Origin of the sequence: Ruegeria sp. HKCCA5839 (assembly GCF_013035585.1) — a bacterium.
In the GTDB taxonomy this organism is placed as follows: Bacteria; Pseudomonadota; Alphaproteobacteria; order Rhodobacterales; family Rhodobacteraceae; genus Ruegeria.
The window spans coordinates 1,067,434-1,089,426 of the sequence record NZ_WQIE01000001.1; the positions used below are offsets into that span (position 1 = coordinate 1,067,434).

Below are 21,993 nucleotides of genomic sequence, written 5' to 3' on the forward strand. Positions count from 1 at the left end.
ATCGGCCGCCTCACAAAGGGTGCCGGGTTACGCATGTTCAGGCGTCGCCGAGACAGCGCCGGTTTCGGTCGTGGGCAGAACAGTGTTGCCGGGCACTAAAACCGTGCGCAAGACTTTGTCGGCAAACACGCGTTCGCGCGCAGTGCGGCTTTCAAGCCAGGACAGGATCATCGAGGTTGGCATAGCCACCGCCAACCCCGCCGCCGTGGTGATCAGCGCCACCCAGATCCCACCCGCCAGCAAGGAGGGGTCGACCGAAGCGCCAGCAGTTTGCAAGTTCTGAAACGCGCTGATCATGCCAAGAACGGTGCCAAACAGACCCAACAACGGCGCAATCTGCGCAACCGTATCCAGCAATCGGAAACCGCGTTCTAACCCGGCCAGCGCCAAACCGGCCTCAGCGTCGAGACGCGCATCCAGACCGGGGGTTTCCGGCGCCTCCATCGCTGCGCTGACAATCGGGGCAAGGTAGCTGCTGCTGGCTTCTAACCGGCTGCGTGCCGCCCGCGTGTCTCCGGCATCCCACGCGGCCAGCGCCTGAGACAATACCTTGTGCCGTCCAACCCCGCACGCCGCGAATTGCCAAAGCTTATAGAGCGTTACCGCCAAGGTCAGGACGGACATGACGATCAGGATCGCCACCACTGGCCCGCCCAGCGCAAGGATTTCGCGAAGTGCCATGAAAGGGTTCATCCCAAAAGCTCCATATCTATGCGGCTGCTCAGTGCCAGCGCATCGCCACAGAGCTGGCTTTCAGCTCCATCGATGACGCAAGAACTGACACCGTTGATCAAGACCTGGCCAACCATCGCGCAAGTGCGGTCCGGCACGACAAATTGCCGAACACGCGGGCGGCCCGAGGGCAAATCACCGAAATTCAAAAGCGACAGCCGAACAAAGCCACCTTCAGGGTCGAAGATCACAGTCTCCAAAACCGCGCTGTCGACTTCAGAACCGGTTTCGTTTGTGACCAGAAAGATCAGTCTACAGCTACCAGAAACGTCCTGTATCGCATTCAATTCAATCGACAAATCCTTGCCCGGCTCGGATGCGGATTGCGCCATCGCAAAGGACGGCATAGCGCCAGCAAAAAGTGCGGCACAAATGAGATGGCGAAAGGACATGGACGAACTCCGAACTGCTGCGTCAGGTATTTGGATGTATGGCTTGGGCCACAATGATGATAGTCTTTTTGCCTTCTATCACGCAAAAGCGCCGGTTCGCATCACATTGCAGTTCGTCGCCTGTTTTGATCCCAACTGCAGCATCACGCATTTGGAATTATGGTGCAGGGGCTGGTTTTCAATAGTCTGCCCTCGGCTCTGCCGGAAGACACCCGAAACCTTTGGTGATATCAAAACCGGTCTGTATCAATCACACGCTTTGCGTTGAGCTAGATTTGCATACCGCCAAGGCAAAGCTTTACGGACAGATCGATTAGGTCTGATCAAATGACCTGTACGGCCATACTACCGATACCTTCGACCAACGCATCCATCTTGTCGCCCTTTGCGACTGGCCCGACTCCGGCAGGCGTGCCAGACAGGATGACGTCACCAGCGCCAAGCTCAAAATAGTCTGACAGGTACGAAATCATCTCGGGCACTTTCCAGATCATTTGGTTCAGATCGCCCTCTTGCCGCAGCTCGCCGTTGACAGACAAGGCGATGCGCCCTTGATCGGGATGCCCGATTTCCGCAACGGGTCGCAATACTCCCACCGGGGCCGAGCGCTCAAAGGCTTTGCCGATCTCCCACGGGCGTCCGGCTTTCTTTGCTTCTCCCTGCAAGTCGCGGCGCGTCATATCCAGCGCTACGCCATACCCCCACACGTGGTCCAAGGCCTGATCCAGCGGGACGTTGGTGCCCCCCGATTTAAGAGCCACCAGCAGTTCGACCTCGTGATGTACATCGGCGGAACGGGCCGGATAGGGAAACTGCCCCGACGGGTCCAGATTGTCGGGGTTCTTCTGAAAGAAAAAAGGTGGCTCACGGTTTGGGTCATGGCCCATTTCGATTGCGTGCGCAGCGTAGTTTCGGCCGATGCAATAAACACGGCGAACCGGAAACACGTCGCCATCCGCAGTAGGAATTACCGTCGGTTTCGGGAGGGGAATGACAGGATCCCGCATAGTTCTTCCTTGGGCTATCAAAATTATGTGCTTACTTTAAAATTGCAGCACAGGTATCTGACAATCCGCAACAAAAATTAAGTTGATTTGCAAGTCCGGATCGGCACGTCAGGGCTCAAATCACACCGTCGCACCTTTCAGGCGGATCGCTGTACCCAGTGATCCGGCACAAACTCCAACGATGATGGCGATTACAAGCTCCGTCGCTTCAACATTGCTGAAACGCCAGCCCGCGAAAATCAATGTCTCGATTACGCCTATGACACCGCCCATCAACGCCCCCAACCACAGCCTGCGCGTCATCATACCCAACGCCAACCCCAGAATGCCCGGCAGGCTGAGGACGTTTCCGCCAATTGTTCCTAGAATATCCAGCATACTCGCCCCGCTTCAGTCGCTTGTGTTGTCCAGAAAGGCCCGAATATCATCGCCTGCCGCTGCATGTTTCTCTGGTGGCATCACAGATTGCGCGCTCAGGGCTTCGGTCACTTTCTGATATTCCTCCAGGTAGCCTGGCGGAAGGTTGTGTGCGATACCCTGATGGCAGTCGATACAGGTCATGCCGTTGTCAATCGCGCGCTGATGTTCCGAGGCGGCGCGAGCTTCCTGAATGGTGAAGTCCATATAGTCGAAGTTGTGACAGTTCCGGCATTCACGGCTGTCCGATGCTTTCATCTTTTTCCAGACCGCTGCGGCCATGCTGAGACGGTGCGCTTCGTATTTCTCGGTTGTCGAAATGGTTCCGACAAGTTCGTGATAGACGTCCTTGACCGCCATAACCTTGGCCTTGATCTTGTGGTTCCATTCATGTGGAACATGACAGTCCGAGCAAATGGCCCGCACACCTGAGTGATTGTTGTAGTGAATGGTTTCCCGATACTCGCCCAGATTGGTCTCCATTGAATGGCAGGACGTGCAGAATTCTTCCGTATTGGTCAGTTCAAGCGTCCAGTGAAACCCACCCCAGAACAAGATGCCTGCCAGAAACCCGGCAATCAGGGTAAAACCGACGCTTAGAACCGGGATCGGGCTCCAGAACCAGTCCCACAGGCGGCGTATGCGACCTCGTGTGTCTTGGGAGTCTGCCATGTTGCGTGCTCCTTGTTTGATCCGCGTCGGTTATTCGCCGTGGGACGGCACAAAAGTGTTTTCGACCAATACGTCTGTATCGGCCTGGGGCACGTGGCATTGGTTGCAGAAATACCGTGTGCCTGCGATGTGATCCAACTCGGTCCCGTCGCGATCCAGGTAGTGGGTCATCGAAAGCGTTGGTGCGTTGCGTTCACCCGCCTTGGTCCAGTCATGGCAGGACAGACACTGGTTGGTTCGCAGATCGATCTGATACTGGGTGATCGAATGCGGAATGAGCGGAGGCTGCTGACGATAGTTCCTGACCATCCGCCCTTCGCGCCCTTCCCATTGCAGGCTCATGTTGACAACGCTCGGTGCGTCCGGGGGCGTCCCGCGCAAGTCCTTGATTTCTTGGCCCAGCGCGATGCTGCCGAACGCGATCAGAAGGGCGGAGGCAAAAACGGCAATCTTGTTCATCTTGCATGATCCTTTTGTGTGCGGAACGGCTGGACCGTCACCTCGTTTAGGCACGCTCGACTTTGCAGGCGCATTTCTTGAAATCGGTCTGTTTGGACAGCGGGCAGGTCGCATCCAGCGTCAGCTTGTTGGTTAGTTGCCCTTCGTCAAACCACGGCATAAATACGAGGCCTTTCGGCATCTTGTTTCGACCTTTGGTCGAAATCCGGCTGGTGACCTCGCCGCGCCGGGTCGTGACCTTGACCTCTTGCCCGTGACGCAAATCCCGATCTGCAGCATCGTCCGGGTGCATATAGACCACGGCCAGCGGAAAAGACCGATGCAGTTCGGGTACACGGCGGGTCATCGAACCCGAGTGCCAGTGTTCCAATACACGACCGGTGCAGAACCACAGATTGTACTCATCATCGGGCATTTCGGGCGGAGCTTCATACGGGGCGAAGATGATTTTGGCCTTTTTGTCCGGGAACCCATAAAATTGCAGTTCCGAGCCCTCTTCCACGTAAGGATCATGCCCTTCGCGATAGCGCCATAATGTTTCCTTGCCATCGACCACCGGCCATCGCAGACCACGCTCTTCGTGATAGCGTTCAAACGGCGCAAGATCGTGGCCATGCCCGCGCCCGAAGGCGGCGTATTCTTCGAACAGGCCTTTTTGAACGTAGAAGCCGAAATGGTTGGCATCATCATTCGGGTGGCCATGCTGAATTTCGCTAAGGGGGAACTTGTCGACATTGCCGTTTTCGAAAAGAACCTGGTACAGCGTCTTGCCCGCCATCTCGGGCGCCGTGGCGACAAACTCATCTCCCCAGGCTTCTTCCACGGTGAAGCGTTTGGAAAACTCCATCAACTGCCAAAGGTCTGATTTGGCGTCGCCGGGCGCGTGAACTTGCTGGCGCCACATCTGGGTGCGGCGCTCGGCATTGCCATAGCACCCCTCTTTCTCAACCCACATGGCCGTGGGCAGGATCAGATCAGCCGACATGGCTGTGACAGTGGGGTACGGATCGGAAACGGTGACGAAATTGTCCGGGTTTCGATAGCCTGGCCAGCCTTCTTCGTTCATGTTCGGGGCGGCTTGCATATTGTTGTTGCACTGCACCCAATAGGCGTTCAAGACGCCATCTTTCAGCATTCGGTTCTGCAGCACGGCATGAAAACCAACCTTGTCCGGAATAGTCCCTTCAGGCAGCTTCCAGATCTTTTCCGCTTTGGCGCGATGCTCGGGGTTGGTGACGACATAATCTGCTGGCAGACGATGGGCGAAAGTGCCGACCTCGCGTGCTGTCCCGCAGGCCGAGGGCTGCCCGGTCAGGGAAAATGGCGAGTTGCCCGGCTCGGAGATCTTGCCGGTCAGAAGATGCACATTATACATGAGCGAGTTCACCCAGGAACCACGCGTGTGCTGGTTAAAGCCCATGGTCCACAGGCTCATGACCTTGCGATCCGGATCAGCGTATTGCTGGGCCAATCGCTCAAGCTTGTCCGCAGGCACACCTGATATTTCCGCTGTGTATTCAAGCGTGTATGGCTTAACAGATTCAGCGTACTCGGTGAAGCTGATGGGCGTCAGCTCGCCCGAATTCGGGTTTGCAGCCGCCAATTGCAAGGGGTCCTCATCCCGCAGCCCATAACCGATATCCGTGGCGGTTTTGGTTATGTTGACATGTTTTGAGAGGAACTCCTCGTTCACAGCCCCGGTCTGGATAATGTGATTGGCGATGTAGTTGAGGATGGCCAGATCAGTCTGCGGGGTGAAGACCATGCCATTGTCTGCCAATTCGAACGAACGGTGCTCGAATGTGGACAGCACATGAACTTCGCAACCTTCCTTGGTCAGTCGCGTGTCCGTCAGGCGGGACCAGAGGATGGGGTGCATTTCGGCCATGTTTGAGCCCCACAGAACAAAGGTGTCTGCAGCCTCAAGATCATCATAGCAGCCCATCGGCTCGTCCACGCCAAAGGAGCGCATGAACCCCATTACGGCCGAAGCCATGCAGTGTCGCGCGTTTGGATCAATATTGTTCGACCTGAACCCCGCTTTCATCAGCTTAGACGCTGCATAGCCTTCCCATACGGTCCATTGCCCGGACCCGAACATGCCAACACCTTCGGGACCTTTGGTTCGGAGGGTTTCTTTCCATTTTTCGGCCATGATGTCGAAAGCCTGATCCCATGAGATCGGTTGGAAATCACCGTCTTTGGCGTATTCGCCGTCTCTCATGCGCAGCAAAGGCTGAGTCAGGCGGTCTTTGCCATACATGATCTTCGACAGGAAATAGCCCTTGACGCAGTTAAGCCCGCGATTGACCTCGGCCTGCGGGTCCCCTTGCGTGGCCACCACTCGCCCTTCTTTGGTGCCAACCAAAACCGTACAGCCGGTGCCGCAAAACCGACAGGGCGCCTTATCCCATTTGATATCAGGAACGCCGAACTGAGCGTCAGCAGGCCCGGCACCAAGAGATAGGCCTGCGGTTGACGCCGTTGCCGCCGCTGCAGTGGCTTTCAGAAAGGTCCGGCGCGAGTCAGAGAGGGTCATGGCATGGGTCTCCGGCGATTGGGGTGGGCTATTCGGTTGAATTCAGAGGCGATGCTTCGGGGTCTTCGAAATGGTGATACGTGAGGGCCAGCGCGACGACGCCCGGGATATGGTGCAAATCCATGATGGTTTCCGAGGCCAGCCGATCCTCGGTGTCTTCGACGACAACGACAAAACGACCATCCTCAGCCTCGGCATGCACTTCTACACCCGGTGTGGTGTCCATGGCCTGGCGCGCAACGCTGCTGCGTTCAGGTGCGACATGGACCAGGCAGCCACAGATATTCATGACAAAGCCTCTGGCGCGACAGCAGATTGTTGTTCGAAAGATACAGCACCTACTGGGCATACGGACGCGCACGCGCCGCAACCGGTGCAGCGGTCCAAATCAATCTCTGGCTGTGCGCGACCCCCCAGTTGCAGTTTGAAACGAATGGCGCTTTGGTCACAGCTGTCCTGACACGACCTGCAGCTGATGCCCGTCATTGAGAGGCAATGGTCATGGATGAGTGCACGCCAGGGCCATAGCGAAACATGCTCGGCTGAAAGGGCACCGGTTTGGCAGCTTTCGGCACAGCGGCCACAAAAGGTGCAAGCGCCAAGATCAAAGTCGACTTTCGGAAAACCATCAGCGCCAGCTTTCAAAATGCCTTCCGGGCAGACTGAAACACAATCTCCGCATTGGCTGCACAGATCGTCAAATCGGGCCTCAACCCAACCCGGTGGACGAATCGCATCTTCGTCCCTTCTCAGCGCTCTTGCACTTAGCAATGCGCGTCTTGTGGTCTGTTGGCTCATTCGCTGCGACCTCAGATTCACAAATTCACTATAACGAATTTTACAATTTAAAACATCTTTTTATCTCGAATTGATACTCTTTTCAGAGCAAGCGATTGTGCCGCGTTGAGATCTAAGATGCGAAGAGCCTTGAGGCCGAACGCAAGCGCGCTGGTTTACTTGGTCCCAGCCTTATCGGGGAATAGACCCGCGAGGCCATCGGCGCTGGCATCACAGACACCGCGCTCGGTGATCAGACCGGTCACAAGCCGGTTGGGTGTTACGTCAAAGGCTGGGTTACCGCCCAGTGTTCCTTTGGGCGTGACGCGCACATCGCCAATCTCGTCCCCTTCGGTCATGCCCAGAACGTGGCTTACTTCCAACTCGGCGCGTTCTTCGATGGGGATGTCTGCAACCCCGTCGCTGAGCGTCCAGTCGATGGTGGGTGACGGCAGCGCCACATAGAAGGGCACTCCGTTGTCATGCGCGGCGAGCGCCTTGAGGTAGGTGCCGATCTTGTTGCAGACGTCACCACGCGCGGTGGTGCGGTCGGTGCCGGTAATGACCAAATCAACCATCCCGCGCTGCATCAGATGCCCACCCGCATTGTCGACGATATAGGTATGGCTGATCCCCTGCTCGCCCAATTCCCATGAGGTCAGCGCCCCCTGATTGCGGGGGCGGGTTTCATCGACCCAAACGTGGATCGGAATGCCAGCGGCCTGCGCGTGATACATCGGGCTGGTTGCCGTGCCCCAATCCACTGTTGCCAACCAACCCGCGTTGCAATGGGTCAGAAGGCGAACCGGTTCGCCGTCTTTCTTTCGCGCCGCAATGTCCTTGATCAGCGCCAAACCGTTTTCACCGATGCGGCGGTTGATCTCGATATCTTCTTCAAAGACCTCAAGCGCCAGAGCCCAGGCCGCATCCGCACGCTGCTCTGTCGGTAATGGCAGCAATACCTCTCGACACCGATCCAGCGCCCAGCGCAGGTTCACCGCCGTCGGGCGTGTGGCATACAGCACAGCGTTTGAGTGTTCAAAGTTCTGATCCGAGGGGTCGCGCTGCATGGCTTCGGCGATCCCATAGGCGGCTGTCGCGCCAATCAAAGGCGCGCCGCGTACCCACATGTCGCGGATGGCAACCTCGAAATCTTCCAGCGAGGACAAGGTGACGACCTTGAACGCATGGGGCAACCAGCGCTGATCGATGATCCGCACCTCTCCGCTGTCCGCATCGCGCCAGATCGACCGGTAGTGAACTCCATCAACCTTCATCAAACGTCCTCCGTGAAAAATCGAACCGTATGGTGTAAATCGCCTGCGCTCAGTTTGAAGTTCTGTGCCGTTCCGTCAAGGAGATCATATGAAGACCTGGCCAATCAAAGCACCGAGACCAGCGCCACCAGTGCAACCACGCCCAAACAAAACGCCATCGCAAAGTTGATCGCGCGATGAGTTTTGTCACTCAGATCAAGACTGCCCAGTTTTGCGCCCATCCCCAGCCAGATGAGATGCACCGGCACCCAGATCATGTTGAACAGAATGAGTTTCAGGATGACCTCCCACAGCGGTGCTTCGGGCAGGAAGGCAAAGCCGGAAAACAGCGCAGTGCTGACCACATAAGCCTTAGGATTGATGAATTGCAGCATCAGGCCATTCCTGAACCCAAGCGGGGCCGCAGCGGGCGAAAAGCCAACCTTTGATCCCGCGCTGGCGATGCGCCAGGCCAGAAACAGCAGATATCCAACCGAGGCAAACAGCAGCACCGTTCTCAGCAAAGGCACGGCCAGAGCGGCAGCGGCGACGCCTGAAATCACCAGCATCATGTTGATGAACCCGCCCACCATCAGACCGGCCATAAAGGCCAGGCCTGCCCGGAAGCCAAAGGCCGAACCGATACCGGCAGTGGTCAGAACCCCCGGCCCCGGCGTGATCAGCAGGAAGAAAACCGCAACAACAAACTCAAGCACCTGTCAGACCGACCCTTTACAGATCTTGGCATTCCGGCACGGCAGTCAGGACCGAACCATCTTTGAGATGCTGCAACAGGTTATCGACAGTCAGATCACCCATTGCCGCCCGTGTTTCAACCGTGGCGCTACCGGCGTGGGGCAGAAGAACGACGTTGGGGAGGTCCCGCAGGGCCTGGGGCACGCGCGGTTCCTCTGCGAACACATCCAGACCGGCCCAACCCAGCTCTCCGTTTTGAAGCGCGTTGATCAAGGCGGCCTCGTCCACGACCGAGCCCCGGCTGACATTGATCAGAGTTCCGTCAGGCCCCAGTGCGCGCAGGACCTCGGCATTGACCAGCTTGTTTGTCGAAGGCCCGCCAGGTGTGATGCAGATCAGCACATCCACATGATCGGCCATGTCGCGCAAAGAGTCGAAATACCGGTAGGGCACATCCTTTTTGCTGCGCGTGTGGTAAGAGATTTCCGGTGCCCAGGGCTCCAGCTTGTCAACGATGGCCTGACCGATGCGGCCAAGACCCAGAATGCCGATCTTTCGTCCATCAGCCGACCGGGTCAAAGGCGCGTTGCCCTCGGTTTCCCAGCGACCAGACCGTACATAGGCATCGTCGCGCAACAGCTCTCGGTAACAGGACAAGAGCAACAGAACCGCCGTTGTTGCCACCTCTTGGTTCAAGACATTGGGCGTGTGCGTGACCATGATCCCACGCCGAGCAGCGGTCTGCGCGTCAACCGCATCATAGCCAACCCCATAGACGCTAATCATCTTGAGATTGCTCAGTGAATCCATCAGATCCTGCGGCACCCCGTCATGGCCGTTTGTGATGACATGCGTGATATCTTCGGCGTTGAAATCGGTTGTCTGGTGGATATCAAACTCCGCCATCAAACGCGCGCGCATGCGTTCGGTGATGCCGCCGATCTGCAACAGATCAGTCATCTTGGCCTACCTTCTGCTTTTGCGTACCCAGCCCGTCGATCCTCAGCTCCATCACGTCGCCTTTTTTTAGAAAGACCGGTTCGGGCTTGATCCCCATGCCAACACCGGGTGGTGTGCCTGTCGAGATCACATCACCGGGGTGCAGGGTGAAAAGCTGGCTCAGATGTTCGATGATTTCCGCCACCGTAAAGATCATCGTGGCGGTGTTTCCGGTCTGCATGCGCCGACCGTTCACATCCAGTGACATGCCCAGGTTCTGAGGGTCCGGCACCTCATCGCGGGTCACCAGCCAAGGTCCGGTGGGACCAAAGGTGTCGCAGGATTTACCCTTCGTCCACTGACCGGTCAGTTGGGTCTGAAAGTGCCGCTCGGACACATCGTTCACGATGCAATACCCTGCGACATAGTCCAACGCGTCCGCTTTCGCGACATATTTGGCGGTCTTTCCGATCACCACGCCCAGTTCCACTTCCCAATCCGTATGGGTCGACCCGCGCGGCATCACCACATCATCATTGGGGCCCACGATGGCCGAGTTTGCCTTGAAGAACAGGATCGGGTGTTTTGGAATGTCAGCTCCGGTCTCGGCCGCATGATCCGAATAGTTCAGACCAATGCACAGGAATTTCCCGATATTGCCAACACATGCCCCGATCCGAGGGTCACCTTCGACAACAGGCAGGCTTACGGGATCCAGCGCGCGCAATTGACCCAGTGTCTGATCGTCCAGCATGGCCCCAGTGATATCGGACACATGCGCCGACAAATCACGCAGCTGTCCAGCCGCATCCACCAAAGCGGGCTTTTCTGATCCTTCAGCCCCGTAACGTACAAGTTTCATGTCTGTCCCCCCCTTCAGTGATTGTCGCGCGGCATGAATTTGCGCGCGATATCGCTGTATTTATCCGCCCCTTTCAGGGTCATGCCGCGATCCAACCGATCGACTTTTTCTCGGAAAATCTCCTGCCAGGGTGATTGGTTGGGTGGCATGGCATAGCCACCAGCAGCCTCAAGCGCGCGGGCCCGTTCGTGCAGCTCCTCCAACGGAACCAGCATATCAGCAGTGCCCTTGCCCAGATCGATCCGCAACTGGTCACCGTTTTGCACCAGGGCCAGACCACCGCCTTCTGCGGCCTCGGGTGAGGCATTCAGGATCGATGGGCTTCCCGAAGTGCCCGATTGCCGCCCATCGCCAATGCAGGGCAATGCCTCGACCCCTTGTTTCAGCAGATACGAAGGCGGACGCATGTTCACCACTTCGGCAGCACCGGGATAGCCTTTGGGCCCAGCTCCACGCATGATCAGAATACAGTTTGCGTCGATATTCTCGGACGGGTCATCGATGCGGTGATGAAAATCCTCGGGCCCGTCGAACACAACCGCCCTGCCCTCGAACGCATCCGGGTCATCCGGGTTCGACAGATACGCTTTGCGAAACGCGGGCGAGATCACCGAAGTTTTCATGATCGCGCTTTCGAACAGGTTTCCTGACAGGTTGATAAAGCCCGCCTGCTCCTTGACCGGGTCGCTGACCGGCTTGATGACATCCGCATTCAGTGACCGGCGCTTGGTGCAGTTTTGCCCCATCGATTGCCCGTTTGCCGTGATCGCATCCGGGTTTGGCAGCAGCCCGCCTTCGATCAGCTCTCCGATAACAGCCGGAACACCGCCCGCCTGCTGATAATCTTCGCCCAGGTATTTCCCGGCGGGCTGCATGTTGACCAAAAGCGGCACGTCATGGCCGAATTTTTGCCAGTCATCGTTGTCCAGCGGCACACCCAGATGCCGGGCAATCGCGTTCAGGTGGATCGGCGCATTCGTCGACCCGCCGATGGCCGAGTTGATGACGATTGCATTTTCAAACGCCGCGCGGGTCATGATGTCGCTGGGGCGCAGATCGTCCCAGACCATCTCGACAATGCGTTTTCCGGTCTCATAGCTGATCTGCCCGCGCTCACGGTAAGGCGCTGGAATCGCTGCAGAACCCGGCAACTGCATGCCCAGAGCCTCAGCCAGCGAATTCATCGTGGTGGCCGTACCCATCGTGTTGCAATAGCCCACCGAAGGTGCCGAGGCGGCAGCGATTTCCATGAACTCATTGGAGTCGATCTCTCCGGCGGCCAGATCTTCGCGCGCTTTCCAGATGACCGTGCCCGATCCGGCCCGCTCGCCTTTCCACCAGCCATTCAGCATCGGCCCCACAGACAGGGCAATCGCCGGGATGTTCACCGTCGCGGCAGCCATCAGCAGCGCGGGCGTAGTCTTGTCACATCCGATATTCAGCACGACCCCGTCCAGCGGATAACCAAACAGGCTTTCGACCAAAGACAGATACGCCAGATTGCGGTCAAGCGAGGCGGTAGGCCGTTTGCCGGTTTCCTGGATCGGATGCACCGGGATTTCGATACATGTCCCTCCGGCAGCAATGATCCCGTCGCGCACCCGTTTAGACAGCTCGATATGATGCCGGTTACAGGGGCTCAGATCACTGCCGGTCTGAGCAATGCCGATGATCGGCTTGCCAGACTGCAGCTCTTCCCGCGTCAGCCCGTAGTTGAGGTATCTTTCAAGATACAAAGCGGTCATTTCCAGGTTGTCGGAATTCATGAACCACTTGCGCGACCGCAGATCGTCTTTGGATATTTTTGTCATTGGCCTGACCAGCCCCCGTCAATGATATGTGTGTGTCCTGTGGTGAATGCGCTCTCGTCGCTTGCCAGATAAACGACCAGAGCTGCGATCTCTTCTGCCTTGGCAACACGCCCCATCGGTTGGCGCGCCACAAACTGCGCCAGGGCCTCTTCCCGGCTGCCCAGTTGTTTGCCAAGGGCGTCGACCCGATCGCGCCAGCTTGGGCTGTCGACCGTGCCCGGGCAAATGCAGTTGCACCGAATGCCCTGTGTTATGAAATCAACGGCCACCGACTTTGTCAGCCCGACAACAGCGGCCTTGGTTGTACCGTAAACAAAACGGTTCGGCGCGCCGATGATAGACCCCAAAGCCGAGGACATATTGATGATCGACCCGCTTCCTCTTTCGAGCATCCCAGGCAGCGCAGCCTTGATCGTGCGCACCATCGAGCGCAGGTTCAGATCCATCGCAAAGTCCCATTCGTCATCCGTCGCATCCAGAATGGTGCCGTGATGAACAAAGCCCGCGCAGTTGAACAGGACATCCGGCTTGGCCCGCGCAACTGCCTCTTGGACGCTGACGTCATCCCTGACATTCATCTCGAAAATTTCGATATTTTCGAGATTCTCGTCGCGAATCGAAGATAGGCTTTGCGTGTCTATATCCGTCGCAAAGACCATCGCGCCCTCGCGCGCCATGGCTATTACACTGGCCCGACCGATCCCCTGAGCGGCAGCTGAAACCAGCACTCGCTTTCCCTTAAGTCGTTCTGACATAAAAACTTTTCGACCTCATATCTAGCAACCGAATCGGTGATGCTTGTTCCCCTGGCCACCTGAAATACAAAGAAACCTATGCAGGTTTAAAACGATTTCTGGCATGTAGGCCTCAGGCCGTTAGCGTAAGTCAGAGATGCGGGTTTGACCATAACCCTGCGCGGCGCAGTTTGAGGAGAACAGAAAAACATGAGCGAAAAACCGAACGTGGCGTTGTTGGGAACCGGTCTTATGGGTGGCCCGATGGCACGAAATCTCTTGGCGGCAGGCTTCCCGTTGACGGTCTGGAACCGCAGCCTTGAAAAAGCCCAACCTTTGGCCTCGGACGGAGCGAAGGTGGCCGACAGCGCGGCGCTTGCGGTAAAGGATGCCGATATCATCATCACCATGCTGTCCGATGGCTACGCCACCGGTGCGTTGCTGGGCGATGCGTCTTTCTGTGAACAGCTGACGCCTGGAACAATCTGGATCGACATGTCCAGCGCCAAGCCAGAACATGCCCGCGCCCAATCGGCCCAGTTGGCGGCGCTTGGGGTGTCGCATTTGGATGCACCGGTCTCCGGCGGCACCAAAGGGGCTGAAGCAGCGACACTTGCAATCATGGTCGGTGGAGAAGCCGAGGTGATGGATCAGGTCAAACCGGTCCTGTCCGCGATGGGACGCCCGGTTCACGTAGGCCCCAGCGGTGCCGGACAATTGTGCAAACTGGCCAATCAAACCATCGTCGCCGTGACCATTTCCGCCGTAGCCGAAGCAACGCTGCTGGCCCAGCAAGGCGGCGCGGACCCGGCAGCCCTGCGCAAAGCTCTGACTGGCGGATTTGCCGATAGCGTCATTTTGCAACAGCATGGCGAACGCATGTCCGAAGGTAATTTCGAACCGGGTGGCTTGTCGAAATTTCAGGTTAAGGACCTGGACAACACGTTGGAAGAAGCCCGCAGTTTGGGGTTGGAACTGCCCAGCACGCAAAGCGTACGCGACCGGTTCGCCTATCTGATCGAAGACATGGGCGGGGCCGATTGGGATCATTCGGCTTTGTTTCTGGAACTTAAAAAACGGAACGGCATGTCATGACACAGATCCTTGTCATCGGCGGCGGTGGAATGCTCGGCCAGAAATTGGCGCAGCGTCTTTCGACCGAAAACCCCTTTGGACCCGACGCGCGGGTTACGCTTTTTGATCTTGGTTTCCCGTCGCCCAGCGCAGCTGGTGAACAGATCGTCGGCGATATTGCTGCTCCGACTGCGGCCAAGGCCCTGGCTGCTCGGCGGCCCGATGTGATTTTCCACTTGGCCGCGATCGTTTCAGGTCAGGCCGAGGCCGACTTTGCCTTGGGCTGGGATGTGAATCTGATGGCAAGTTGGGCGCTGCTGAATGCGCTGAAAGATGAACATGACGCCTCAGAGGGGCAATACCGCCCCCGGTTTGTGTTCGCATCCTCGATTGCCGTATTCGGAGCCCCCTTTCCCGAGAAGATCGACGACGAATTTCTGTCGGCCCCTTTGACCAGCTACGGAGCGCAGAAGGCCGCGTCGGAACTGATGGTTTCGGACTTTAGCCGCAAGGGGTACATCGATGGTCTGTCGCTGCGCTTGCCAACGATATGTGTCCGCCCGGGCAAGGCCAATGCTGCAGCGTCCTCGTTTTTCTCGGGGATCATCCGAGAACCTTTGAATGGGGTCGAGGCTGTCCTACCCGTGGCCGACACCGTACGACATTGGCACGCAAGCCCCCGCGCTGCAGCCGGTTTTCTGACACATGCTGCACAGTTGGACACAGCGCGTTTGAAAGGTCGGCGGGCATTAAACATGCCCGGCGTCAGCTGCACAGTTGCAGAACAAATCGAAGCGCTGCGAAAAGCGGCCGGTGCAAACACGGCCAATCTGATCAAGTACCGACCGGACCCCACAATCGACAGCATTGTCCAAGGCTGGCCAAGAAACTTCGACACAAAACGCGCATTGACGCTGGGTTTCAAAGCAGAAACCAGTTTCGACGACATCATCCAAGCCTATCTCGTGGATGACTTTGGCCGTTAGTCTCCCATCGTCTTTCCCGTGAGATGGCGCTTCAGGTGGTCGTGGATCTTGTCCCGCGTCAACTGCTCATCCCCTGACAAAGCAGCCTTCAGAATATCGGCATGATGCCTGATGTTCTGAGAGATATGTCCGAAATTTCGATCAGCCACCATCAGTTGTTGCCTGAATTGCGCGTAGATCCGGCCATGCATCTGCTTGAGAGTGTCCGATCCACAGGCGGATATGAGCGTCTCGTGAAATTCCTTTTCCGACGTAAACCAAATCTCGACCAGATCACTTGGATCTTCGGCAGCATGAATGCGCTTTTCGATATGGCTAAGCTTATGATGGGCAGCCGTTAGCCTTGCCTCCCAATCCACTCCGCCATTGCGAATTGACATCGCTGTGCCCTCGGCTTCCAGCAAAATCCGAATATGGGTCAGCTCGATAAGCTTCTTGGGCGAGCGTTTGGGAACACGGAAACCCCGTTGCTCTTGAAAGTCGACAAGGCCAACCGTCGACAATCGAAACAGAACTTCGCGAACGGTACTGGCCGAGCAATTGTATTCCTTTCGCAATTCCTCAGCTCGAACCTTGGCTCCATGCTCGAATCCCCGAGAGATCAGACGCCTTCTAAGGCTTTGATAAATATCGACGTCTTCACTCATTTAGGAACGCACCTCTGCGTTTGGGCTTGAACCCGTCCTAAACGTATTTTTGATTTTTGGCAATAATCTCGAAATTATTAAAAATCTCAAATTCTTCTTGTTGCATCCGCTTCTTCGGCTTAACGTCAAACTGCGTAACGGCAAGGGAGGCAGCAAGATCTCCTTTCCCAAGGAACGCTCAACGTCTGGGAGGACAATATGAAAATAGTCAAAACAGCTGCCGTGGCGGCCCTAGCTACAACAATGGCAGCCGGTTTCGCGGTGGCGGAGACCACCAAGCTTAGAATTCAAACGCATTTCTCGCCGGAAACGCTGTCCGGACAGATGGCTGCCAAATACGTGGAAGACATCCAAGAGATGTCGAATGGCGAAATCGAAGTTGAAATGTTCTATTCGTCATCAGTGGTCAAATCGGTGGAAACCTTTGACGCTGCAGCAACCGGGATTCTGGACTGCGACATGACCGGTGGTGGCTATCAAACCGGTAAAAACCCTGCATTCCAGTTCGCGGGCGACCTGCTCGGCGGCTACCAGAACCCCTATCAACAAATGGCCTGGCTGCTGCATGGTGGTGGTAGAGACGCGGTAAACGACCTTTACAATGGCTATGACATGGAGTTCATCGGGTGGTGGATTCCGGGGCCGGAATCGCTGTCTTCCACCAAACCGATTGCCAAGGTCGAAGACTTCAAGGATTGGAAATTCCGCTCACCTCCGGGTCTGGCCACCAAGGTTTTTGCCGAGCTTGGCGCATCACCCATCGTGATGGACTTTAACGAGATCTTCACCGCGCTGGAAACTGGCATTATCGACGGTGCGGATGCTGCAAACCTGACCAACAACGTGGGCTTGGGTCTTTATGAGATCGCTGGGCACACCAACTATCCTGGCTTCCACTCGATGCCGGCAGACCATCTGGCATGCCGCAAAGACGTGTGGGACGCGATGCCTGCGCACCACAAGAAGATCATGGAAGTCGCCATGGACAGCCTGGCACTGCACAACGCTACAATCAACGAAGTGCAGAACGCGCAAACCGCAAAAGACCTGAAGGCGAAAGGCGTACAGCTGTACGAATGGACACCGGAAGATCTGGCCGCTTACCGCGCAGCTGTTCAAGTTGGTTGGACCGAGTTTGCCACGACCCCCGAAGCCCAGGCGCTTTTGGATAGCCATATCAACTTCCTGCGCGATATGGGCGCGATGCAATAATCAAGCTTCAGCTGATTGTTGGCTGACAACGGATAGGCCGCGCGAACGGCCTGTCCGAACTTGCGCCGGGACCCCGATTTCATGAAAATCACCAGAATAACAAGCCACGTCCTGCAATACGATATGCCGGAAGTTCTTGGCTATTCGCAGCAGTACTACGACAGGCGCACAACCCATCTGGTCGAGGTTCAGACCGACGAGGGGATGACCGGCTGGGGTGAGTGTTTTGGCCCCGGCAATGTGGCCGCTGCCAACAAATCCATCGTCGAGAAAGTTATTCAACCAATGGTCCTTGGCATGGACCCGTTGGACAAGGACGTGATCTGGCACAAGGTGTATAACCTTCTGCGAGACCATGGCCAAAGCGGTATGCCGATCCAGGCCTTGTCTGGCGTGGACATCGCGCTTTGGGACATTGCGGGTAAGGTTTCTGGCTTGCCGCTGCACAAATTGTTGGGCGGTGCGCATCGAAACTCCGTGCCCTGCTATGGCTATGGCATGATGCTGCGGGATGAACCGGTCGATGATCTTGCACGGCGTTTCGAGGACGAAGCCGCGCAGATCAAAGCGATGGGTTTTACCGCCACCAAGATGAAAACCGGGTTCGGTCCAAAACCGGATGTCAAACTCTGCGAAGCCGTTCGGAGAGGCGTGGGTGACGGTTTTCGGTTCATGGTCGACGCAAATCACGCTTACACAACCTCGGACGCGTTCTACGTTGGCCGCGCGCTTGAAGAACTGGACGCCTATTGGTTCGAAGAACCCGTCGCGCCCGAAGACATTGACGGCTATCGCGAACTTCGCGCCGGGTTGAAGATCAACATTTCGGGTGGTGAGGCGGTGTTCAACCGCTGGGCCTGGCGACATCTTCTTGAAAACCGGGGCCTAGACATCGCGCAGCCCGAGGTTTGCGCTTTGGGCGGTATCTCGGAATACCTTCGGGTGCTGGCGCTTTGCCACGCGCATTTCACACCTGTGGTCAATCATGTCTGGGGCAGCGCCATCGCTGTTGCGACCAACCTGCATCTTCTGGCGTCCATGCCCGCGCTACCGGGTGGGTTGCACCCGTGGGAGCCGATGCTGGAGTTCGACACGACAGACAACAAATTCAGGGATGATCTGCTGACCGTCCCGCTGGAAATTCAAAAACAGGTCAAGGCCAATAACGGCCGCGTCACGATCCCGACCGGCCCCGGACTGGGGGTCGAGCCAAATCGGGACTTCATCACGCATTACACGATCGACGGATAGGGACGAGGGTTAAACGATGCATAAAAACTCAGGCGGGCTCATAGAGTGGCTCATCCCCCTGGCCTTCGTCGCCACGGCCAGTTGGCTGGTTTGGCACCTGCCAGCCTTTTTGCTGGACTGGCTGCCTTACGAGTCTGAATCACTCAAAAGCCAGGTCACCGAAATCTATCTGCGCAGTGACGTGACGCCCGAAATGGCCGGTGTTTTCGGCGGGTTTATCGACATCATCGACCTTGCTGCGCTGATCCTATTACCGATCCTCGCTGTGATCGGAACCAAGACCGTTCGACCGGCCGCCATGGAGTTTGACGGCCCCACGGCAATGGATCATTTCGCGCTGTTCATCGGGCGTGTCACCATGATGATGATCGCGATCATGACCGTTGTGATGCTGTACGAAGTGTTCATGCGGTACATTCTGGAAAAGCCGACCGAATGGGCCAACGAGATGACCCTTTGGTTCGCCAGTTTCGTGTTCCTGATGTCCGGCTATTATGCCATGCAGCAACGCAGCCATATTCGGATTTTCCTGCTCTATGATGCCGTGCCTCGTTGGCTTCAACGCGTATTCGATACGATCTCGACAGTGCTTATCGTGCTGTTTGCGTTCTTTCTGGTCTACGGCAGCTTCAAACAGGTTTTCGTCAATAAGCTATACAAATGGGAGCTTTACGGCTCGGCCTTCAACCCGCCGATACCAGCGACCTTGCAGCCTATGGTGCTGATCGTGATCACGCTTGTGGCGATGCAGGCGATTTTGAACCTGATCGCAGATTGGAACAAAGAGCCAGAAATCCACACCGATGAACCAGACGAAGACGAAATAGAAATGATCAAGAAAGCGGTGGGGCAAGACTGATGGACATTGGAACAATCTCTCTCATCCTGATGGTCGCGCTGATCGCGCTTTTGGCCATCGGTATGCCCCTGGGTCTGGCATCGGCTTCGCTGGCCGTTCTGGTTCTGGTGTTGAAGTTCGAGCCTACCCTGCTTTTGAACCCGTTCTCTTTCGGAGACGGCATTCTCACCGGGCGCCCGGGCACCGGGCCCTTATATATCCTGGCCCAGAAAATATACGGGCTCTTAACGGACTACGTGCTCATATCCGTACCCTTGTTCATCTTCATGGCCTCGCTGCTGGAACGGTCCGGGATCGCCAAGGACATGTATTCCTCGCTGAATGTCTGGTTGTCGCGGACTCGCGGTGGGATTGCCATCGTGACCTCGATCATGGCCGTCATCATGGCCGCCATGTCCGGCATTATTGGGGGTGAAGTGGTCCTGCTGGGCCTGATCGCCCTGCCCCAGATGCTGCGGTTGGGATATAACCAGAACCTCGCGATTGGGGTGATCTGTGCCTCGGGGTCGCTGGGCACCATGATCCCGCCTTCGATTGTACTGATCATCTACGGGCTGATCACGGAAACCTCGATCAAGTCGCTGTTCACCGCGTCGTTCATCCCCGGTTTCATGCTGGCCTCGATGATCATTCTCTACATCATCATTCGCACCCAGCTGAACCCGGACCATGCACCTTTGCCGGAACCGGATCCCAACGACCCCGAACCTGGCGAAAAGCGCAAACTCTTTGCCGCGTTCATGAGCATTGTCGTCGCTGGCTTTTCGACCGTCCTGTTCATCCGCGCCGCCTTTTTCGAGCTTTCGGGCTCGAACGCGGCAAGCCAAGGTGAACCTGCGCGGCTGGGAACGGTAGAATACCTGCCCTGGTTCGCAGGCATCACCATCGTCTCTCTGTTGTTGATCTTTTTCGTCTTCGGGCGTGAACGCGCGAAGATCGGATGGGAGATGGGCAAAGGTCTGGTCGCGCCGCTTGTCGTCATCGGTGTTGTGCTTGGCTCGATCTATGGTGGCATCACCGGGATCACCGAAGCGGCGGGCATGGGCGCGTTTGCCGTTCTGATCATCGCCATTCTCAGGGGCGAAGGATCATTTGAACTGGTTTGGGACAGCCTTATGCGTACACTCAAATCCACTGGTACGATCATCTGGGTCACCATTGGTGCTGCGGCGCTGGCGGGTGCCTATACCATCGCGGGTGGGCCGCAATATGTGGCCGATCTGATTGTCGGACAGGACCTGCCCACGATGTTGGTCATTCTGGTGATGATGCTGATCCTTCTTTTCATGGGGGCTTTCATGGATTGGGTCGGTATTGTGCTGCTGATCATTCCGGTGTTCCTTCCCATCGTGCTGCGCCTGCCCATCGAAGAGATCGGGCTTATTGGTCAACTTGACCCAAGCCATGTGGCAATCTGGTTTGGCGTTGTGTTCTGTATGAACATGCAGGTCAGCTTCCTGTCTCCACCCTTTGGCCCTGCAGCGTTCTATCTGAAGTCGGTGGCCCCGCCCCATATCAGCCTTACAGATATCTTCCGTGGCTTCCTGCCCTTTATCGGAATTCAGCTGCTGGCGCTTTCGGTGCTGCTGATTTGGCCCGGTATCATCGCGCTGCTGCTATGAGGCCCTGCCACAGCAGATCGGAGCGGTAACGTGAAGCGGATCCTGGTGGTCGGAGGCGGGTTGATCGGTATGCGCCACGCGCAGGCTGTGATGCACCATCCTGACTGCGCGCTGGTGGGGCTGGCCGATCCCGACCCCACCATCCAGATCGACGCCCCGCGGTTTTCCTGCATGGGCACGGTCGAAGCAGATGTCGATGGCGCCATCATTGCCACGCCCACCCATCTGCACGCAGATCACGGGATCGAGGCGGCCCAGCGCGGATGGCATGTGCTGATCGAAAAACCGGTGGCCGGTTCAGTCGGGGACGCCCACCGACTGCAAGCGGCACTGCAAGGCGCGGGCGTTCAAAGCCTGGTGGGTCATCACCGGCGCTATCACCGCAGCTTGCAACAACTGAGGGGTAAGATCGCCGAAGGGGCAATTGGCCGGGTCATCAATGTCTCATTGCTGTGGGCCATGCGTAAACCCGATAGCTATTTCCAACAGAACTGGCGCACATCGGATGGCAGCCCCGTGATGATCAACCTTGTGCATGACATAGATGTACTGCGCTTTGTCATCGGCGAGATTACCCAGATCGCGGCCCTGCGCGGCGCATCTTTGCGCGGGTCTGAACGCATTGAAAGCGGCGCCATCGCGTTGGCCTTTGACACGGGTGCCACCGGAACCATCAGCTTCACAGACGCCGCCCCAAGCCCATGGGGGTTTGAGGCGGGAACCGGTGAGAACCCAAATATCGGCACAACCGGGCAAGACATGATGTGGATCACAGGCACCCGAGGTGCCATCAGTTACCCCTCGATGACGCTGTGGCAGGGGCAGGATTGGGGCACGGCTGCGACGCGACAACCGCTGGAAACTCCGATCCAAGATCAGCCCCCTTTGGCGGCGCAACTGGATCACTTTTTGGAAGTGATCGATGGAGCGGCACCGTTGATCGATGTCGCCGATGCCGCGCGCACGCTCGAAATTGCCACGATGATAGAAGAAACGCTCCGCGCGCAACCCGCCGGGGCAGGATATAGCTGACCGCAAGGTCTTGGATG

General features: G+C 56.9%; 24 protein-coding genes. 8 read left to right on the forward strand and 16 right to left on the reverse strand.

Annotated elements, in window-relative coordinates; genetic code table 11:
- Positions 1-27: 27 nt before the first annotated feature.
- Positions 28-693 carry a MotA/TolQ/ExbB proton channel family protein gene (locus GOV38_RS05245; protein ID WP_171207865.1) on the reverse strand — a complete coding sequence of 222 codons (666 nt, stop codon included), beginning with the start codon at positions 691-693 and terminating at the stop codon, positions 28-30.
- Positions 690-1,124, reverse strand: coding sequence for a hypothetical protein (locus GOV38_RS05250; protein ID WP_171207866.1), 435 nt, complete (start codon positions 1,122-1,124; stop codon positions 690-692). The genes GOV38_RS05245 and GOV38_RS05250 overlap by 4 nt, the downstream gene beginning before the upstream one ends.
- Here GOV38_RS05250 and GOV38_RS05255 point away from each other — a divergent pair.
- A complete protein-coding gene (locus tag GOV38_RS05255) occupies positions 1,123-1,392 on the forward strand; it encodes a hypothetical protein (RefSeq protein ID WP_171102353.1) in 270 nt (89 codons plus the stop codon). The two genes, GOV38_RS05250 and GOV38_RS05255, sit on opposite strands and share 2 nt — an antisense overlap.
- Before the next feature lie 55 nt (positions 1,393-1,447).
- Here GOV38_RS05255 and GOV38_RS05260 read toward each other — a convergent pair whose 3' ends face one another.
- The 13 genes from GOV38_RS05260 to GOV38_RS05320 all read right to left on the reverse strand — a co-directional run bounded on the left by GOV38_RS05260 (position 1,448) and on the right by GOV38_RS05320 (position 13,314).
- Positions 1,448-2,131, reverse strand: coding sequence for a fumarylacetoacetate hydrolase family protein (locus tag GOV38_RS05260; RefSeq protein ID WP_171207867.1), 684 nt, complete (start codon positions 2,129-2,131; stop codon positions 1,448-1,450).
- A gap of 120 nt (positions 2,132-2,251) precedes the next feature.
- Positions 2,252-2,509: a hypothetical protein gene (locus tag GOV38_RS05265; RefSeq protein ID WP_171102355.1), complete on the reverse strand. Its 258-nt coding sequence runs from the start codon at positions 2,507-2,509 to the stop codon at positions 2,252-2,254.
- A 12-nt stretch (positions 2,510-2,521) separates the two neighbouring features.
- On the reverse strand, positions 2,522-3,220 hold the full coding sequence (locus GOV38_RS05270) for a NapC/NirT family cytochrome c (RefSeq protein WP_171207868.1): 699 nt from the start codon (positions 3,218-3,220) through the stop codon (positions 2,522-2,524).
- A gap of 30 nt (positions 3,221-3,250) precedes the next feature.
- Complete coding sequence (locus GOV38_RS05275; RefSeq protein WP_171102357.1) at positions 3,251-3,679, reverse strand: nitrate reductase cytochrome c-type subunit; 429 nt, start codon at positions 3,677-3,679, stop codon at positions 3,251-3,253.
- A gap of 46 nt (positions 3,680-3,725) precedes the next feature.
- Positions 3,726-6,218: a nitrate reductase catalytic subunit NapA gene (gene napA, locus GOV38_RS05280; RefSeq protein ID WP_171207869.1), complete on the reverse strand. Its 2,493-nt coding sequence runs from the start codon at positions 6,216-6,218 to the stop codon at positions 3,726-3,728.
- Between the two features lie 28 nt (positions 6,219-6,246).
- Entirely contained in the window at positions 6,247-6,507 is a 261-nt protein-coding gene (locus GOV38_RS05285) for a chaperone NapD (protein WP_171102359.1), read from the reverse strand.
- A complete protein-coding gene (gene napF, locus GOV38_RS05290; RefSeq protein ID WP_171207870.1) occupies positions 6,504-7,016 on the reverse strand; it encodes a ferredoxin-type protein NapF in 513 nt (170 codons plus the stop codon). The genes GOV38_RS05285 and napF overlap by 4 nt, the downstream gene beginning before the upstream one ends.
- A 155-nt stretch (positions 7,017-7,171) precedes the next feature.
- On the reverse strand, positions 7,172-8,272 hold the full coding sequence (gene mtnA, locus GOV38_RS05295) for an S-methyl-5-thioribose-1-phosphate isomerase (protein WP_171207871.1): 1,101 nt from the start codon (positions 8,270-8,272) through the stop codon (positions 7,172-7,174).
- A gap of 104 nt (positions 8,273-8,376) precedes the next feature.
- Entirely contained in the window at positions 8,377-8,967 is a 591-nt protein-coding gene (locus GOV38_RS05300; protein ID WP_171128583.1) for a LysE family translocator, read from the reverse strand.
- A gap of 16 nt (positions 8,968-8,983) precedes the next feature.
- Entirely contained in the window at positions 8,984-9,907 is a 924-nt protein-coding gene (locus tag GOV38_RS05305) for a 2-hydroxyacid dehydrogenase (RefSeq protein ID WP_171207872.1), read from the reverse strand.
- On the reverse strand, positions 9,900-10,748 hold the full coding sequence (locus tag GOV38_RS05310; RefSeq protein WP_171207873.1) for a fumarylacetoacetate hydrolase family protein: 849 nt from the start codon (positions 10,746-10,748) through the stop codon (positions 9,900-9,902). Before GOV38_RS05310 ends, GOV38_RS05305 begins: the two co-directional genes overlap by 8 nt.
- A gap of 14 nt (positions 10,749-10,762) precedes the next feature.
- Entirely contained in the window at positions 10,763-12,559 is a 1,797-nt protein-coding gene (locus GOV38_RS05315; protein WP_171207874.1) for an IlvD/Edd family dehydratase, read from the reverse strand.
- The gene (locus GOV38_RS05320; protein ID WP_171207875.1) at positions 12,556-13,314 is read right to left on the reverse strand and encodes an SDR family oxidoreductase; all 759 of its coding nucleotides are present in this window, start codon (positions 13,312-13,314) and stop codon (positions 12,556-12,558) included. The genes GOV38_RS05315 and GOV38_RS05320 overlap by 4 nt, the downstream gene beginning before the upstream one ends.
- Before the next feature lie 189 nt (positions 13,315-13,503).
- Between GOV38_RS05320 and GOV38_RS05325 the strand changes: the two genes are divergently transcribed.
- Positions 13,504-14,388, forward strand: a complete 885-nt coding sequence (locus tag GOV38_RS05325) for an NAD(P)-dependent oxidoreductase (protein WP_171207876.1) — start codon at positions 13,504-13,506, stop codon at positions 14,386-14,388.
- Positions 14,385-15,353, forward strand: a complete 969-nt coding sequence (gene denD / locus GOV38_RS05330; protein ID WP_171207877.1) for a D-erythronate dehydrogenase — start codon at positions 14,385-14,387, stop codon at positions 15,351-15,353. The genes GOV38_RS05325 and denD overlap by 4 nt, the downstream gene beginning before the upstream one ends.
- Here denD and GOV38_RS05335 read toward each other — a convergent pair.
- A complete protein-coding gene (locus GOV38_RS05335) occupies positions 15,350-16,000 on the reverse strand; it encodes a GntR family transcriptional regulator (RefSeq protein ID WP_171102369.1) in 651 nt (216 codons plus the stop codon). The genes denD and GOV38_RS05335 overlap by 4 nt on opposite strands.
- Before the next feature lie 198 nt (positions 16,001-16,198).
- On the opposite strand from GOV38_RS05335, the gene GOV38_RS05340 reads away from it, so the two are divergent.
- From GOV38_RS05340 to GOV38_RS05360, 5 genes are all read left to right on the forward strand, one after another.
- Entirely contained in the window at positions 16,199-17,212 is a 1,014-nt protein-coding gene (locus GOV38_RS05340; RefSeq protein WP_171207878.1) for a TRAP transporter substrate-binding protein, read from the forward strand.
- A gap of 81 nt (positions 17,213-17,293) precedes the next feature.
- Entirely contained in the window at positions 17,294-18,463 is a 1,170-nt protein-coding gene (locus GOV38_RS05345) for a mandelate racemase/muconate lactonizing enzyme family protein (RefSeq protein WP_171207879.1), read from the forward strand.
- A 16-nt stretch (positions 18,464-18,479) separates the two neighbouring features.
- The gene (locus GOV38_RS05350; RefSeq protein WP_171102372.1) at positions 18,480-19,322 is read left to right on the forward strand and encodes a TRAP transporter small permease subunit; all 843 of its coding nucleotides are present in this window, start codon (positions 18,480-18,482) and stop codon (positions 19,320-19,322) included.
- Positions 19,322-20,944, forward strand: a complete 1,623-nt coding sequence (locus tag GOV38_RS05355) for a TRAP transporter large permease subunit (RefSeq protein ID WP_171102373.1) — start codon at positions 19,322-19,324, stop codon at positions 20,942-20,944. Before GOV38_RS05350 ends, GOV38_RS05355 begins: the two co-directional genes overlap by 1 nt.
- A gap of 30 nt (positions 20,945-20,974) precedes the next feature.
- Positions 20,975-21,976 carry a Gfo/Idh/MocA family protein gene (locus GOV38_RS05360; RefSeq protein WP_171207880.1) on the forward strand — a complete coding sequence of 334 codons (1,002 nt, stop codon included), beginning with the start codon at positions 20,975-20,977 and terminating at the stop codon, positions 21,974-21,976.
- The last annotated feature ends 17 nt before the right edge of the window (positions 21,977-21,993 follow it).

Excerpts from the sequence above, each read along its gene's own strand:
- GOV38_RS05245 (WP_171207865.1), bottom strand. The coding sequence starts at position 693 with ATGAACCCTTTCATGGCACTTCGCGAAATCCTTGCGCTGGGCGGGCCA.
- GOV38_RS05255 (WP_171102353.1), top strand. The coding sequence starts at position 1,123 with ATGGACGAACTCCGAACTGCTGCGTCAGGTATTTGGATGTATGGCTTG.
- GOV38_RS05250 (WP_171207866.1), bottom strand. The coding sequence starts at position 1,124 with ATGTCCTTTCGCCATCTCATTTGTGCCGCACTTTTTGCTGGCGCTATG.
- GOV38_RS05260 (WP_171207867.1), bottom strand. The coding sequence starts at position 2,131 with ATGCGGGATCCTGTCATTCCCCTCCCGAAACCGACGGTAATTCCTACT.
- GOV38_RS05265 (WP_171102355.1), bottom strand. The coding sequence starts at position 2,509 with ATGCTGGATATTCTAGGAACAATTGGCGGAAACGTCCTCAGCCTGCCG.
- GOV38_RS05270 (WP_171207868.1), bottom strand. The coding sequence starts at position 3,220 with ATGGCAGACTCCCAAGACACACGAGGTCGCATACGCCGCCTGTGGGAC.
- GOV38_RS05275 (WP_171102357.1), bottom strand. The coding sequence starts at position 3,679 with ATGAACAAGATTGCCGTTTTTGCCTCCGCCCTTCTGATCGCGTTCGGC.
- napA (WP_171207869.1), bottom strand. The coding sequence starts at position 6,218 with ATGACCCTCTCTGACTCGCGCCGGACCTTTCTGAAAGCCACTGCAGCG.
- GOV38_RS05285 (WP_171102359.1), bottom strand. The coding sequence starts at position 6,507 with ATGAATATCTGTGGCTGCCTGGTCCATGTCGCACCTGAACGCAGCAGC.
- napF (WP_171207870.1), bottom strand. The coding sequence starts at position 7,016 with ATGAGCCAACAGACCACAAGACGCGCATTGCTAAGTGCAAGAGCGCTG.
- mtnA (WP_171207871.1), bottom strand. The coding sequence starts at position 8,272 with ATGAAGGTTGATGGAGTTCACTACCGGTCGATCTGGCGCGATGCGGAC.
- GOV38_RS05305 (WP_171207872.1), bottom strand. The coding sequence starts at position 9,907 with ATGACTGATCTGTTGCAGATCGGCGGCATCACCGAACGCATGCGCGCG.
- GOV38_RS05310 (WP_171207873.1), bottom strand. The coding sequence starts at position 10,748 with ATGAAACTTGTACGTTACGGGGCTGAAGGATCAGAAAAGCCCGCTTTG.
- GOV38_RS05315 (WP_171207874.1), bottom strand. The coding sequence starts at position 12,559 with ATGACAAAAATATCCAAAGACGATCTGCGGTCGCGCAAGTGGTTCATG.
- GOV38_RS05320 (WP_171207875.1), bottom strand. The coding sequence starts at position 13,314 with ATGTCAGAACGACTTAAGGGAAAGCGAGTGCTGGTTTCAGCTGCCGCT.
- GOV38_RS05325 (WP_171207876.1), top strand. The coding sequence starts at position 13,504 with ATGAGCGAAAAACCGAACGTGGCGTTGTTGGGAACCGGTCTTATGGGT.
- denD (WP_171207877.1), top strand. The coding sequence starts at position 14,385 with ATGACACAGATCCTTGTCATCGGCGGCGGTGGAATGCTCGGCCAGAAA.
- GOV38_RS05335 (WP_171102369.1), bottom strand. The coding sequence starts at position 16,000 with ATGAGTGAAGACGTCGATATTTATCAAAGCCTTAGAAGGCGTCTGATC.
- GOV38_RS05340 (WP_171207878.1), top strand. The coding sequence starts at position 16,199 with ATGAAAATAGTCAAAACAGCTGCCGTGGCGGCCCTAGCTACAACAATG.
- GOV38_RS05345 (WP_171207879.1), top strand. The coding sequence starts at position 17,294 with ATGAAAATCACCAGAATAACAAGCCACGTCCTGCAATACGATATGCCG.
- GOV38_RS05350 (WP_171102372.1), top strand. The coding sequence starts at position 18,480 with ATGCATAAAAACTCAGGCGGGCTCATAGAGTGGCTCATCCCCCTGGCC.
- GOV38_RS05355 (WP_171102373.1), top strand. The coding sequence starts at position 19,322 with ATGGACATTGGAACAATCTCTCTCATCCTGATGGTCGCGCTGATCGCG.